Source organism: Clostridium sp. AF32-12BH, from assembly GCF_003477935.1.
Lineage (GTDB): Bacteria > Bacillota > Clostridia > Lachnospirales > Lachnospiraceae > Brotaphodocola.
On record NZ_QUEH01000005.1, the window covers coordinates 44,575 to 59,079 of the forward strand.

Consider the following 14,505-nt stretch of genomic DNA (forward strand, 5'->3'; position numbering starts at 1 on the left):
AAGACAGGAAAATGGCAGGTGACGAGAATGGATCAGAGAAAGAATGATGATAAGATCATGCGCATGAAAGAGCTGCACCGGCAGCTTTTGGCGGCATCCAGGGCGTACTACCAGGAGAGCCGCGAGATCATGAGCAATTTTGAATATGACCGGCTGTATGATGAATTGCTGCAGTTGGAAAAGGAAACTGGCATGGTATTGGCCGGAAGCCCGACCCAGAAGGTAGGTTATGAAGTATTGAGCGAACTTCCGAAGGAGGCGCACGAGGCACCGATGCTTTCTTTGGATAAGACAAAAGAAGTTCCGGTTCTTCAGGAGTGGCTGGGAACCCAGAAGGGACTTTTATCCTGGAAGCTGGATGGTCTGACCATTGTTCTGACATATGAGGGCGGTGAGCTGGTGAAAGCAGTCACCCGCGGCAATGGCGAGATCGGTGAGGTTATCACCAACAATGCGAAGGTATTTTCCAATGTGCCGCTTCGGATCCCGTATCAGGGACAGCTGATCCTTCGCGGGGAGGCAATCATCAAATATTCGGATTTTGCACGCATCAATGAAGAAATCGAGGATGTGGATGCGAAGTACAAGAACCCGAGAAACTTATGCAGCGGCTCTGTGCGTCAGTTAAACAATGAGATCACGGCGAAGCGGAATGTGAATTTTGAGGCATTCATGCTGGTGCGGGCGGTAAATCCGGCGGATGCGCAGGCACCAGATGCAGCAAATGCAGATGGCGTGGATGCAATTGTGGACGATGGAACAGATCATGGTCGTTTCCACAATTCCCGCAAAGAGCAGTTCGAGTGGCTGAAGACACAGGGCTTTGATGTGGTGGAATACAAGGAAGTGACGGCTGCCACACTGCCGGATGCAGTGGCAGAATTTGCCGAGGCAATCCAGAGCTATGATATCCCCTCTGACGGTCTGGTACTTCTGATGGATGACATTGCCTACGGCGATGCGCTTGGCCGCACAGCAAAATTCCCGCGCAATTCCATTGCTTTTAAATGGGCGGATGAAATCCGCGAGACCACGCTTCGGGAGATTGAATGGAGTGCATCCCGGACCGGTCTGATCAACCCGGTGGCGATTTTTGATCCGGTGGAACTTGAGGGGACCACGGTAAGCCGGGCCAGCGTCCACAACATCAGCATCATGGAAGCGATGGAGCTGGGGGTAGGTGATACCATTACGGTATATAAGGCGAACATGATCATTCCGCAGATTGCCGAGAATTTAACTCGCAGCGGAACGATTGTGATTCCGAAGATCTGCCCGGTCTGCGGCGGCGAGACCCAGATCCGCCAGATGAATGATGTAAAATCCTTATATTGCACGAATCCGGACTGCCAGGCAAAGAAGATCAAGAGTTTTTCTCTGCTGGTGAGCCGTGACGCGTTAAACATTGACGGCCTTTCCGAGGCAACCCTGGAGAAGTTTATTGCAGCTGGGTTCATCCACAGCTATGCCGATATCTTTCATCTGGACCGCCATCGTGAGGCGATTGTTTCGATGGAGGGCTTTGGCGAAAAGTCCTACGAGAATCTGATGGCAGCCGTGAAAAAGGCTTCCCACACCAATCTGGTCCGTGTGGTTTACGGCATTGGTGTGGCAGGCATTGGGCTGGCGAATGCGAAGATGCTGTGCCGGTCTTTCGACTATGATTTCGAACGGATGCGCCATGCCACGGAGGAAGAACTGACTGCGGTTGATGGAATCGGCGCAGTTTTAGCCGATGCGTGGATCGCATACTTCGCATCTGAGAAAAACGCAAAGCTGGTGGATGATCTGCTTGCAGAGCTTACCATAGAGAAAGTTTCGGAAAATACAGAGGCAGCGGTATTTGCGGGGATGACTTTTGTCATCACCGGAACGGTAGAGCATTTTGCAAACCGGAAGGAACTGCAGGCGGCCATTGAGGCACGCGGCGGAAAAGCGACCGGTTCGGTCACCGCAAAGACTACGTATCTGATCAACAATGATGTGACTTCGAATTCGTCAAAAAATAAAAAAGCAAAAGAACTGGGGATCCCGATCATTTCCGAGCAGGATTTCCTGAACATGATGGGGGAAGAAAACAATGCCGATTAAAGTACAAAATGATCTGCCGGCCAGAGCCATTCTGGAATCTGAAAATATATTCGTGATGGACGAGAACCGTGCGATGAGTCAGGATATCCGTCCGCTTCAGATCCTGATCTTAAACCTGATGCCGATCAAGGAGGATACGGAAACCCAGCTTCTCCGGGCACTTTCCAATACACCCCTGCAGGTGGACTGCACCTTTTTGATGCTTTCCACGCACGTTTCCAAGAATACCTCGGCCAGTCATCTGAATAAATTCTATGTGACGTTCGATGAGATCCGCCGTCAGAAATTTGATGGTATGATCATCACCGGGGCACCGGTAGAAAATATGGAGTTTGAGGAAGTCAATTACTGGGACGAGCTGACGAAGATCATGGAGTGGAGCAAGACCCACGTGCATTCCACCCTTCATATCTGCTGGGGAGCGCAGGCAGGTTTATATTACCATTACGGCATTCCGAAATACAAAAGAGAAAAGAAATTAGCAGGAATCTACCGGCACAAGATCTTAAACCGCAAGATCCCGTTAGTCCGCAGCATGGACGATTACGTGATGGCGCCGCATTCCCGCTATACTGAGGTGCGCCGGAAAGACATAGAAAAGCATCCGGAGCTGACGATTGCGGCAGAGTCCCCGGAGGCCGGTATTTTCTTGGTACTTAACAATACCGGAAGCCAGATCTTTGTGCAGGGGCATCCGGAATATGACCGTATGACCTTAAATAACGAGTATCACCGTGATTTAAAGAAGGGACTGCATCCGGAACTTCCATGCAACTATTATGAGGACAATGATCCGTTCAATATTCCGGTCCTGTCCTGGAGAAATGCCTCGAATACCCTGTATGCAAACTGGCTGAACTTCTATGTATACCAGACAACCGATTATATTCTGACAACGGATGAAGAGTAAAGACAGCAGTTCACCGGCAGGAATTTTCGGAAGGGAAGATTCCATGTGATATCGTTTGGGGAGCAGATGTAAGGCTTTTGTGGCTTTGGGTAGAACGCTCATTTCGAAGGCATGGAGCCGGACCATACAATCCGGTGCGGAAGAACCGGATCTGCGCGACCATGATCCTGCATGTGCTTGGATTTGGGGAGCTGATCGGGCGTCAGGACTCGGAGGCAGCATTTACCATTTATGAAGAACTGGCAGGAACAGAGTATAAATAGGAGATAAAACAATATGAAAACACAGATGGAGAACCACTACCCGGTCGTGATCCTGGCTTCGGCTTCTCCGCGCCGCCTGGAGCTTTTGCGTCAGGCGGGCATAGAGCCGGTGGTAGAGCCGAGCCATGTCACGGAGGTGATCCGCAGCACAAAGCCGGATGAGGTCGTGATGGAGCTTTCCAGGCAGAAAGCAGAAGACATTGCTTTCAGATATACCGGTGAGAATGTTGTGGTGATTGGCGCGGACACGGTGGTGGCATTTGACGGAAACATCCTCGGAAAACCGAAGGATGAGGCAGATGCCATCCACATGATCTCATCCTTTCAGGGGAAAATCCACCAGGTATACACAGGCGTGACCCTGGTATTTTGTGGAAAACCGGGAGAAAATCCAAGCGAGCAGTGGAAAACCATAACCTTTGCGGAAAAGACCGATGTACATGTCTGCCCAATGACAATGGAGCAGATCAAAGCATATGTCAGAACCGGGGAATCTATGGATAAGGCCGGGGCCTACGGGATTCAGGGACGTTTTGCGGTCTGGGTAGAAGGAATCCGGGGAGACTATAATAATGTGGTCGGGCTTCCACTGGGGCGCGTCTGCCGGACACTGCTTGAAAATATAGCAACACAGGAATGACATCAGGAGAATCTATGATCAAGAAAAAAGATTTTTTGAAAGAATATAACATTGAAAAAGAAACCTTGAAAAAGACAGGGATGAAGTGGGAAGAGCTGAATTCCATTTACGACAGCTACTGCCGCATTGAGCCGCAGTTAAAGAAGATCGGCAAGGATTTCGTTAACGATTATCTGTATGACATTGAGAAAGCAGGGATTCACTCTTACCGCTATCGGACCAAAAAGGCAGGGCATCTGCTGGAGAAGATCATCCGCAAAAAGAGCGAGCAGACGGACCAGTACAAATATATCAACCGGAAGAACTACTATAAGTATATGACGGATCTGATCGGAATCCGTGTCTTCTTCCTTTACCGGGAGGACTGGATCCATTTTCATAATTACATTACTTCGGTATTTGAGAATGATCCGGCCAATTATATTGAGGACCGGCTTCTGGACTTCGATGATGACCCGGACCATTACTACATCGCAGAACGGCCGAAGGTCTACCGCAGAACCGGTGATACCCGGATTTACGATAAAAAACTGATCGACATCAAGTCAGACGGCATTTACCGTTCCCTGCATTATATCATCAAGTACAAGGGCTACTATGTAGAGATCCAGGGCAGAACCCTGTTTGAGGAGGGATGGAGCGAGATCGATCACGATATCGTGTATCCGTATTACCAGAACGATGAAATGCTTTCCGATTTCTCCACACTGTTAAACCGTTTGGCCGGCATGGCAGACGAGATGAGTTCGTATTTCCGCCGCATCAAGCAGCAGCGTCAGGAACAGCTGGAAAGCGAGCATGCGGAGAAGGAAGTGCAGAAGAAGCAGGAGCTGGACCAGCAAAAGAAGCGGGAAAAGCAGGAGCAGAAGAAGGCGGCTGCCAAAAAAACGGAATCGCCGAATTAAACATATCGCACAGTAACAAATAGAAGGTCCGGGCGTATACGAGTCTGACTTCCTCCATTTTCACATATCGTTGTTCGCTTGCTTTCGCTGACACATGTTCGCCTGCATCGGATTTACATCCGCTGCAATCGGACATGTGTCCTCAAGAGGCGAAACAACTGATATGCTGAAAATTTCAGAAGTCAGACTCATACACGCCCTACTTTTTTGGCTCCGCTGCGTACGAAAAAAACTGCAACCATCACTAAATTGGCGGGGCGGGGGCTTTCGGACTTACTGTGCGATAATGTCGTTTCACCGCCTTAAAATATGTGCGTAGAGTAGCAAAATTCCGTAGCAAGAAGAGAGCAGCAGAATCTGGAGTGCGGTCTTAAAAAAGAGCGGCATGCCTCCGGAAACTTCCGGCAGTAAGCCGGACAGGGCATAATGGATGCCGGTTGCCAGAAATAACAAAAGAGCCGGTTTTAAGATCATATCCCAGGCGCTCCAGGTAAAGGCTACTCGCTTTTTCAGGGAGTACAGGTGCATCAGTGCCAGAAATACTTCACTGGCGAGCATTCCGCAGAGATAGCCATAGATTCCGAGGCGGGGAATCGCGGTCAGCACAAAGAACAGACGCAGAAGCATGGATGCAGTGTTTTGCAGAAAGGTAATCCTCGTACAGCCAAGTCCGTTTAAGATGCTGCCCATGGTCGTTGCGAGGTAGAGAAACGGACACAGCCAGGCAAGAATCTGCATATAGCGTCCTGCGTCCTCATTTTTAAAGACGCTGTCGCCGAGTGGAATGCCAAACAGCACAAAGATCCCAATGCAGAGGATGCCCATGTAGAGACTGTAGCGCAGGGCCATGGCGACACTTTGGGCGATGCTTTCTGCTTTCCCCTCTGCCTGGTCTTTCGCTACACTGGGGAGAAGGAGCACGGCAATGGAATTGGTGATGGCAGAGGGAAAGAGGATAAAGGGCAGGGCCATGCCGGTCAGGACGCCGTAAACAGAAAATGCTCCGGCATCGCTTAGTCCGTATTGCTGGAGACGGTTAGGAATCCAGACTGCTTCGGCTCCGGCCAGCAGGTTTAGAACCAGGCGATTGCCCATAAGCGGCAGGGCAAGTGCCATGAGCGGGAGAAAGCAGGAAGCGGAAAACGGAGCGGTATCCTGTGCCGGAGGTGAAGCTGTGAAGCAGGAGGACGTTTTGTCTGCCAAAGGTGCAGACTGGGATGCGTCAGGAGCTGCCTGTACCGGAGCTGGAAACATGGAATCGGAGTTTTTTCGTGTCCCTACCTGCGGTGGAAACAGCAGAAGACACAAAAAATTAAAGGAAGCAGCCCCAATCTCACCGATCAGATGCCCGTAAACAGCCAGGCGCACGGTGATCTCCTGACCGGCCGCGGTGCGCTCTGTGGCGATCAGAAAAACGAGAGTCATCCGGACAATCTGCTCTGCAACCTGCGAAAATGCCGGTACTTTCGATTTCTGGGCGCCGTAGCAGTAGCCGTTGGCGCAGGCATGGAAGGAAGCGAAGGGCAAGGAAAGTCCCATGATGGGAAGATACGGGCTGCAGCGCGGCTCCATGAGGATGCGCTTGGCAATCCAGTCCGGATAACGGCAGATGAGAAAGGCCAGAAAGCCGGAGAGCAGCATGGAAACGCTAAGACCGGTGCGGAAAACACGCTGCCCTTTTCCTTCGTGGGCAGCTATGTACTGGGAAAGCGCAGTCTGGATCGCGCCGCCGCAAAGCGCAAAGCAGATCCCGTAGACGGGATGAACCATGTTGTAGATGCCGAGTCCTTCGGCACCGATCGTGCGGGATAAAAAAATACGGTAGAAAAAGCCCAGAAGCCGGCAAAGAAACCCTGCTGCGGTAAGCAGCAGGGTGCCGGTGAGAAAGGCGCGTTTTTTTTCGGAAAGACCGGAATAAAAAGACATAAAGGCAGCCCCCGGCCGGAAATCTTATTACAGGATATGTAAGTCCTGCGATAATCAGAACCGGGAATGGGGCTGCCTTTTTGGAAGATCGGATCAGAACCGGGGATCCGGTCGGGGTTCGTTTAGTTTTTTACATACCGCTCAACCAGAAGTCCGCTGTGGTAAGCCATGAGAAGCTGCTCCAGATCTGCAATCTTTTCGCGGAGCACGGCGCCGGTGTCGGTATCGCCTACCAGCTTTCTGCGGTCTGCGTGGCGGACAATGACGCTGTCAGAATGAATGTCGATCTCGCGCTCAATGGCTGCTTCTGTAGATTCAAACGGCTCTAAGGCGGACAGGATCAGTCCGTAAGAGTTGTAAGTGAGGGTGTATCCGGCAATGCCGGTTTCTTTCTGGTATGCTTTAGAGAAGCCGCCGTCGATGACCAGGATCTTGCCGCCGCATTTGACCGGGCTTTCGCCGTTTTTCGAGCGGACCGGGACGTGACCGTTGATGATGTGGCTGCCGGTCTCCGGAAGACCGAATTCGGTCAGAATGTGGTTCACCACGGTTTCATTTTCCAGATACTTGTAATACGGGTTTTTCTTTTCTGCATGGGTCTCTTTTTCGGCCAGGAAGTAGCGCTCAAAGGTAGCCATCTTATCCTTGCCAAAGAGTGGTGAGTCCTTATTCAGCCAGATGTACCACATGATGTCGCGGCCAAGGCGTTTTTCACGATCGGAAACTCCCATGAAAGCCTTGCGGATATAGCTTTCCAGAACATCGTAGAGTGCCCTGCCGTGGAAGTAGGAGCCGTTGATCTCTACTTCCTGGAACGTTCCGTCCGGATTTAACGGGATGCAGCCGTGGTAGAGCAGGTTTCCATTGTAAATCTTGTAGAGGCTTCCCTTGGCGAGCAGGAATTTGACATGCTGCTGGAGTTTTTCACAGTTTAAAAACGCTTTGATCAAACGATCCATGATATCAGCCTCAATCGGGGTGTAAGCATATGGATCCTTCGGGTCGATGGTAGGGAAGTTGTTGTCTAACAGGGTGTAGGTGTGCGGGGTCAGATTCCCCTTTTCGTCCGGCATATCCAGGGTGATGGTGCCATGCTCGTAGTCGATGCGGTGCAGCAGGTTGCGGTGCTCCATGTGGTATTCCGGATGAGCTTTGATGAGCTGTCCTTCTGCCTTAAACTGGATGATGGAGATGGCCTTGTGCATTTTTAAGTTGACTTCCACTTCGTACTGGTTCAATTCATTGGAGCCTTTTAATTTAAAGCAGGTACACGGATCGTCGCTGTAGGTGTTTAAGGCAAACGTAGCAAGCGGCAGCAGGTTGATGCCGTAGCCATCCTCCAGAATGTCCAGATTTCCGTAGCGGGCACAGATACGGATCACGTTGGCAATGCAGCCTGGCTGACCGGCGGCAGCACCCATCCACAAGACGTCGTGGTTGCCCCACTGGATATCTACGGAATGGTAACTCATGAGCTTGTCCATGATCTTGTGCGGCCCCGGGCCACGGTCGAAGATATCCCCCACAATATGTAAGTGGTCAATGACCAGACGCTGGATCAGCTGGCTCATGGCAATGATGCATTCCCGGCCGCGGCCGACATGAATGATCGTGTTGACGATCGCATTGTAATAAGAGGCTTTGTCCACGCTGTCATCTTTCTCGGTGATCAGCTCCTCCAGAATGTAGGCGAAATCCGGCGGCATGGCCTTGCGTACCTTGGAACGAGTGTATTTGCTGGCAGCCCGCTTGCAGATCTCGATGAGGCGGTACAGGGTGATGCGGAACCATTCATCTTTGTCTTCCGTAACCTTTAAGATCTGGTCCATTTTTTCTCTTGGGTAGTAGATCAGTGTGGCAAGGGTCCGTTTGTCCTTGTGGGACAGGGTATTTCCGAATACTTCATTGACCTTGCGGCGCACGGATCCGGAACCGTTCTTCAGCACATGGGCGAAAGCTTCGTCCTCTCCGTGGATATCGGTCAGAAAATGCTCCGTTCCTTTGGGCAGGTTTAAGATTGCCTCCATGTTGATGACTTCGGTAGAAGCGGCTGCGATCGTGGGATACAGATCCGCGAGACGTTCTAAATAACGGATTTCCGGATAATTCATAAAAACCCTCCTTGTGAAAGAACATATTTATATAGTAGATTATATCATAGATAAGGGAAAAAGCCGAAAAAGGGATTGTACTTTTTCGGAAAATCGAGAAAAATTTTCATAAATTCATTAATTCCTATTGAAATACTATGAAATAAATACTATAATAAGCCTGTCATAAAGACAGTCTGGCTGGCATAGCTCCCAGCTGGAATTTTATGTATATTTTCCAGAAAGGTGGATTTATATAATGAAGAAAACAATCTATTTGGATAATGCGGCAACAACCAAGACCAGACCGGAAGTTGTAGAGGCTATGCTTCCGTATTTTACCGAGTTTTACGGAAACCCGTCCTCGATCTACAGCTTCTCCGACGAGCCGAAGAAGGCAGTCGCAGCAGGACGTGAGGCAATCGCAAAATCAATCGGTGCGAAGACCAACGAGCTGTACTTCACCGGCGGCGGCAGCGAGTCCGACAACTGGGCATTAAAGGCAACCGCAGAGGCATACAAGAGCAAAGGCAACCACATCATCACCAGCAAGATCGAGCATCATGCAATCCTGCATACCTGTGAGTGGCTGGAGCAGCACGGCTATGAGGTTACTTATATCGATGTAGACGAGAACGGTGTATTAAAGCTCGATGAGTTAAAGAAGGCCATCCGCCCGACCACCATCCTCATTTCTGTTATGTTTGCAAACAACGAGATCGGAACCATCCAGCCGATCAAAGAGATCGGTCAGATCGCAAAAGAGCACGGTATCCTGTTCCACACCGATGCGGTTCAGGCATACGGACATGTGCCGATCAATGTTGACGAGTTAAACATCGACATGATGAGTGCCAGCGGTCACAAGATCAACGGACCGAAGGGAATCGGTTTCCTCTACATCCGTACCGGTGTGAAGATCCGTTCCTTCATCCATGGCGGTGCACAGGAGCGCAAACGCCGTGCAGGTACCGAGAACGTTCCGGGCATCGTAGGCTTTGGCAAGGCAGCTGAGATCGCTGCAGCAAACATGGAAGAGCGTTCCAAGTACGAGAGCGAGCTGCGTGATTACCTGATGGACCGTGTCATTGCGGAGATTCCGTATGCACGCATCAACGGCGGCCGTGAGAACCGTCTTCCGAACAACGCAAACTTCTCCTTCCAGTTTATCGAGGGTGAGTCCATGCTGATCATGCTGGATGATAAGGGCATCTGCGGTTCCAGCGGTTCTGCATGTACCTCCGGTTCCCTGGATCCGTCCCATGTGCTCTTAGCCATCGGACTTCCTCACGAGATCGCTCACGGTTCCCTGCGTTTAACCTTAAGCGAGGAGACCACCAAAGAGGATATCGATTACACCGTAGAGAGCTTAAAGGCAATCGTCAGCAGACTGCGCAGCATGTCCCCGCTGTATGAGGATTTCGTAAAGCACCAGGCAAAATAAACAAAGACCTGTTTTAAAAACAAACGTATTAGCCAGACAAAAAGGCCGTGACCATAAGAAACCCGGTCCGGCTTTAGAAAAGGAGATAAAACATATGTATTCAGATAAAGTAATGGATCATTTCCAGCATCCGAGAAATGTAGGCGAGATTGAGAATGCCAGCGGTGTCGGCACCGTCGGCAACGCAAAGTGCGGCGATATCATGAGAATCTACTTAGACATCGACGACAACGGCGTGATCCGTGACTGTAAGTTCAAAACCTTCGGCTGCGGCGCTGCAGTAGCAACCAGCAGCATGGCAACCGAGATGGTAAAAGGAAAAACCATCCAGGAAGCACTGGAAGTAACCAACAAGGCCGTTATGGAGGCCCTGGATGGACTTCCGCCAGTTAAGGTACACTGTTCTTTACTGGCAGAGGAAGCCATTCATGCAGCTCTGTGGGATTACGCTGAGAAGAACGGCATCAAGATCGAAGGATTACAGAAGCCGAAGAACGATATCAGCGAAGGCGAAGAGGACGAAGAATATTGATCCAGGCAGAAAACAAAAAGAAAGTAGTAGTAGGAATGTCAGGCGGCGTCGATTCATCGGTTGCCGCCTGGCTTTTAAAAAAGCAGGGGTACGATGTGATCGGCGTTACCATGCAGATCTGGCAGGATGAGGAAGAGACCGCGCAGCAGGAAAACGGAGGCTGTTGTGGTCTTTCTGCCGTTGATGACGCAAGACGCGTGGCATGGCAGCTTGAAATCCCCTATTATGTCATGAACTTTAAAAAAGAGTTCAAGGACAATGTCATGGACTATTTTGTGGGCGAGTATTTATGCGGACGGACTCCGAACCCCTGCATCGCCTGCAACCGCTATGTCAAGTGGGAGTCCCTGTTAAAGAGAAGTCTTGATATCGGTGCGGATTACATTGCGACCGGACATTACGCGAGAGTGGAGCAGCTGCCAAACGGCAGATATGCGCTGAAAAAGTCCGCAACTGCGGCGAAGGACCAGACCTACGCCCTGTACAACCTGACTCAGGAGCAGCTTTCCCATACGCTGATGCCGGTGGGCGAGTATACCAAGGACCAGATCCGTAAGATGGCTGAGGACATTGGTCTGCAGGTGGCGCACAAGGCAGACAGCCAGGAAATCTGTTTTATCCCGGATCATGATTATGCGGGATTTATTGAGCGCGAAGCAGAGAACGTGCCGGGACCGGGCAATTTTGTGACGGCAGACGGTACCGTGATCGGCCGTCATGAGGGCATCACCCATTACACGATCGGCCAGAGAAAGGGCTTAAACCTTGCTATGGGACATCCGGTATTTGTAACGGAGATCCGCCCGGAGACGAATGAGGTCGTCATCGGCGGGGCAAACGATGTGTTTACCGATACGCTGGTCTGCAACAAGTTAAACTGGATGGCGATCGACGGTCTGCACGGTGAGCCGATGGAGGTCAGTGCCAAGATCCGCTACAGTCACAAAGGCGCTCCCTGTGTCATTGAGGAGATCGGAGAAGATCTGGTGCAGTGCCGTTTCTTGGAACCGGTCCGTGCTGTGACACCGGGGCAGGCAGTGGTATTCTATGATGGCGATTATGTAGCAGGCGGAGGAACGATCATCCGATGAGAAAGAAAACATTTGTATTTGCCATGGCGGCAGCTGCAGCTTTGATGACAGCAGGCTGCCAGTCAAAATATGAGAAAGTAGAAGTGCCGGGGAATGCGGCAGAAGCACCGGAGTCTGCCGGGGAAAAACAGAAAGCGGACGGGGAAAACCAGCAGGCGGGCGGAAAGAGCCAGACAGAAGGCAAAGACCAGCAGGCAGATGGAGCAGTCAATGAGAAGATTGCACAGAACGGTGGATCCGAAAGCGAAAAACAGCAGGCAGAGGTCAGCGTGAATAAAACAGAACTGACTACAGAGTCTGCCCCTTCCATGGAAGCACGGAATGAGACTGTGTATGTAAAAGCAACCACATTGAACCTGCGTGTTGCTCCGGAGCCGGGGGCAGAGGTTGTGGCAGCACCGGTAAACGGAACACAGCTGAAACGGACCGGTGACAATGGAAACTGGAGTCAGGTGGAATATCAGGGTAAGACCTGTTATGCCGCATCTGCTTATCTGAGTACAGAGCAGCCAGAAGAACAGTCTGCTGCTTTGGCACAGCCAGCAGGAAATTCTGGTTTGGCAATGTCTTCTGATTCCGCAGCTTCTTCCGGATCGGCAGCATCCGTTCAGAATGCCGGTGAAGTGGGGCTGAACATGGATTGGAAATACGCTTCCCTGTCTAAGATCAACAGCGGAAAAGCGGTGTTGTACCGCTCCGAATCTGCTTCCCGCAAGAATAAAGTGGTTTGCGTCAATGCAGGACACGGAACAAACGGAGGCAGCAGTGTGAAGACCCAGTGCCACCCGGACGGAACCCCGAAGGTGACCAGCGGCACCACAAGTGCCGGTGCGACCACCGCGGTGGCAGTATCCGGCGGCATGACCTTTGCGGATGGAACCCCGGAGGCGAAGGTGACCCTGGCGATGGCGAAGGTATTGAAGGATAAGCTTCTGGCAAAAGGATACGATGTCTTAATGATCCGCGAGAGCGATGATGTCCAGTTAGACAACATAGCCCGCACAGTTATGGCAAACAATCTGGCAGACTGTCACATAGCCCTTCACTGGGATTCCACGAAGAGCAACAAAGGTGCTTTTTACATGAGTGTGCCGAATGTTGCTTCCTACCGTGCCATGGAGCCGGTGGCATCACACTGGAAACAGCACAACGCGTTGGGGGAGAGCCTGGTTGCCGGTCTGAAAAGTGCCGGTGTAAAGATCTTTTCCGGCGGCAGTATGGAGATGGACCTGACCCAGACTTCGTATTCTACGGTTCCGTCCATCGATATTGAGCTGGGGGACGGTGCTTCCGACCATTCCGCAGCAACGCTCGATCAGCTTGGAAATGGTCTTGTCGCAGGATTAGACCAGTATTTCGGGAACTGAACATAAGAATAACAGGTAAAATTACACAAAAATTGTGAAAATCAGCAGAAAAAGCGAAGAAAATGAATTTCTCTATAGCTTTTCTGCTGATTTTGTATTATACTGGCATCGTTGCACATGTCTTTCTGGGAAAGATATTTGTACGCGATTGTAAAAACAGAATCGTTTTTTGTGCAGCGAGTATGAGGGAAAGGAATCAAAACAATGAATCTTCAGTGGGATTGGGATTATCTGCTTGATACAATGAAAAAACTGATCGAAACACCAAGTCCGGTCAGCTACTTTGAACAGGTAAATCCGCTGATGGAGCAGCTTGCTGCTTCACTTGGGTATGAGGTGGAGTATGACCGCAAGCACACGGTTTACATTAAGGTACCGGGAAAAGACCGTACCAGAACTGTATGCGTCGGCGCTCACTTGGATACCCTCGGCCTTATGGTCAAACACATCGATAACGATGGAATGCTCCGTGTGAGAAATTTGGGCGGCATCAACTTTAACAGCATCGAAGGAGAAACGGTTACCGTATATGCAAGAAACGGAAAAACCTATACCGGTCTTGTGGCATGCCAGTCACATTCTGTTCATGTATTCGACGATGCAAAAACATTAGAGCGTAATGAGAACACCATGATCGTAATTCTGGATGAGAATGTACATTCCGCAGAGGAAGTACGTGCCCTGGGGATTGAGAATGGCGATATCCTGTCGATCGAGCCGCATTTTACCGTAACGGAGAAAGGGTTCATCAAATCACGCTTTATTGATGACAAAGCCTGTGTAGCCTGTAGTCTGGTTATGTTAAAGTTTTTAAAAGACCAGAACCTAACACCGCTTTGCGATACCTGGTTCGCGTTCCCGCATTACGAGGAGATCGGACATGGCGGCTCTTTTGTGCCGGAGTGTGTAAGCGAGTACCTGGCACTGGATATTGCCGTGATTGGACCAGACCACAATGGCCGGGAAGACCGCGTCAGCATCTGTGTGAAAGACAACTTCTCCCCGTATGACAGAGAAGTTACGGATCGTCTGGTAAGACTGGCAGCAGCCAATGAGTTAAACTACGCACCGGATGTATTTTACCGTTATGGCACCGACGGCGGCGCAGCAGTGCGCGCAGGAAACAACCTTGTTGCAGGCGCATTCGGCATGGGAACCTTCTGCTCCCACGGCATGGAGCGTACCCACCTGGACGGTGTGAAGAACACTGCAAAGCTTCTGGCAGCTTACCTGTTGGAGGAATAAA

General features: G+C 50.7%; 12 protein-coding genes. 10 read left to right on the plus strand and 2 right to left on the minus strand.

All coding sequences use genetic code 11. The features are described from left to right. Positions 1-27: 27 nt before the first annotated feature. The 5 genes from ligA (at position 28) to DWZ40_RS06260 (ending at position 4,809) form a co-directional block, all read left to right on the plus strand. A complete protein-coding gene (gene ligA, locus DWZ40_RS06245) occupies positions 28-2,091 on the plus strand; it encodes an NAD-dependent DNA ligase LigA (RefSeq protein WP_118541813.1) in 2,064 nt (687 codons plus the stop codon). Continuing rightward, positions 2,081-3,001, plus strand: coding sequence for a homoserine O-succinyltransferase (gene metA / locus DWZ40_RS06250; protein WP_118541815.1), 921 nt, complete (start codon positions 2,081-2,083; stop codon positions 2,999-3,001). Before ligA ends, metA begins: the two co-directional genes overlap by 11 nt. Before the next feature lie 77 nt (positions 3,002-3,078). Next, the gene (locus DWZ40_RS19245; protein WP_147354141.1) at positions 3,079-3,264 is read left to right on the plus strand and encodes a hypothetical protein; all 186 of its coding nucleotides are present in this window, start codon (positions 3,079-3,081) and stop codon (positions 3,262-3,264) included. Positions 3,265-3,277: 13 nt separating this feature from the next. Continuing rightward, complete coding sequence (locus DWZ40_RS06255) at positions 3,278-3,904, plus strand: Maf family protein (RefSeq protein WP_243035237.1); 627 nt, start codon at positions 3,278-3,280, stop codon at positions 3,902-3,904. 14 nt (positions 3,905-3,918) lie between these two features. Continuing rightward, positions 3,919-4,809, plus strand: a complete 891-nt coding sequence (locus tag DWZ40_RS06260; RefSeq protein WP_118541817.1) for a GTP pyrophosphokinase — start codon at positions 3,919-3,921, stop codon at positions 4,807-4,809. A gap of 294 nt (positions 4,810-5,103) precedes the next feature. On the opposite strand, the gene DWZ40_RS06265 is transcribed toward DWZ40_RS06260, so the two are convergent. Together DWZ40_RS06265 and DWZ40_RS06270 are read right to left on the minus strand one after the other, a co-directional pair. Beyond that, on the minus strand, positions 5,104-6,735 hold the full coding sequence (locus tag DWZ40_RS06265; RefSeq protein ID WP_118541819.1) for an oligosaccharide flippase family protein: 1,632 nt from the start codon (positions 6,733-6,735) through the stop codon (positions 5,104-5,106). A gap of 122 nt (positions 6,736-6,857) precedes the next feature. Continuing rightward, a complete protein-coding gene (locus tag DWZ40_RS06270; protein ID WP_118541820.1) occupies positions 6,858-8,846 on the minus strand; it encodes a fructose-1,6-bisphosphatase in 1,989 nt (662 codons plus the stop codon). 238 nt (positions 8,847-9,084) lie between these two features. Here DWZ40_RS06270 and nifS point away from each other — a divergent pair, with 238 nt between their 5' ends. From nifS to DWZ40_RS06295, 5 genes are all read left to right on the plus strand, one after another. Further along, positions 9,085-10,269: a cysteine desulfurase NifS gene (gene nifS / locus DWZ40_RS06275; protein ID WP_118541822.1), complete on the plus strand. Its 1,185-nt coding sequence runs from the start codon at positions 9,085-9,087 to the stop codon at positions 10,267-10,269. A gap of 94 nt (positions 10,270-10,363) precedes the next feature. Further along, positions 10,364-10,801 carry a Fe-S cluster assembly scaffold protein NifU gene (gene nifU, locus DWZ40_RS06280; protein WP_118541824.1) on the plus strand — a complete coding sequence of 146 codons (438 nt, stop codon included), beginning with the start codon at positions 10,364-10,366 and terminating at the stop codon, positions 10,799-10,801. Further along, positions 10,798-11,892, plus strand: a complete 1,095-nt coding sequence (gene mnmA, locus DWZ40_RS06285; protein WP_347560055.1) for a tRNA 2-thiouridine(34) synthase MnmA — start codon at positions 10,798-10,800, stop codon at positions 11,890-11,892. Before nifU ends, mnmA begins: the two co-directional genes overlap by 4 nt. After that, positions 11,889-13,259: an N-acetylmuramoyl-L-alanine amidase gene (locus DWZ40_RS06290; protein ID WP_182431633.1), complete on the plus strand. Its 1,371-nt coding sequence runs from the start codon at positions 11,889-11,891 to the stop codon at positions 13,257-13,259. The genes mnmA and DWZ40_RS06290 overlap by 4 nt, the downstream gene beginning before the upstream one ends. Positions 13,260-13,463: 204 nt before the next feature. Further along, positions 13,464-14,504, plus strand: a complete 1,041-nt coding sequence (locus DWZ40_RS06295) for a M42 family metallopeptidase (protein WP_118541826.1) — start codon at positions 13,464-13,466, stop codon at positions 14,502-14,504. Position 14,505 lies beyond the last annotated feature (1 nt).

Bases quoted from the DNA above. Each gene is read 5' to 3' on its own strand.
- ligA (WP_118541813.1), top strand. From the start codon at position 28: ATGGATCAGAGAAAGAATGATGATAAGATCATGCGCATGAAAGAGCTG.
- metA (WP_118541815.1), top strand. From the start codon at position 2,081: ATGCCGATTAAAGTACAAAATGATCTGCCGGCCAGAGCCATTCTGGAA.
- DWZ40_RS06255 (WP_243035237.1), top strand. From the start codon at position 3,278: ATGAAAACACAGATGGAGAACCACTACCCGGTCGTGATCCTGGCTTCG.
- DWZ40_RS06260 (WP_118541817.1), top strand. From the start codon at position 3,919: ATGATCAAGAAAAAAGATTTTTTGAAAGAATATAACATTGAAAAAGAA.
- DWZ40_RS06265 (WP_118541819.1), bottom strand. From the start codon at position 6,735: ATGTCTTTTTATTCCGGTCTTTCCGAAAAAAAACGCGCCTTTCTCACC.
- DWZ40_RS06270 (WP_118541820.1), bottom strand. From the start codon at position 8,846: ATGAATTATCCGGAAATCCGTTATTTAGAACGTCTCGCGGATCTGTAT.
- nifS (WP_118541822.1), top strand. From the start codon at position 9,085: ATGAAGAAAACAATCTATTTGGATAATGCGGCAACAACCAAGACCAGA.
- nifU (WP_118541824.1), top strand. From the start codon at position 10,364: ATGTATTCAGATAAAGTAATGGATCATTTCCAGCATCCGAGAAATGTA.
- DWZ40_RS06290 (WP_182431633.1), top strand. From the start codon at position 11,889: ATGAGAAAGAAAACATTTGTATTTGCCATGGCGGCAGCTGCAGCTTTG.
- DWZ40_RS06295 (WP_118541826.1), top strand. From the start codon at position 13,464: ATGAATCTTCAGTGGGATTGGGATTATCTGCTTGATACAATGAAAAAA.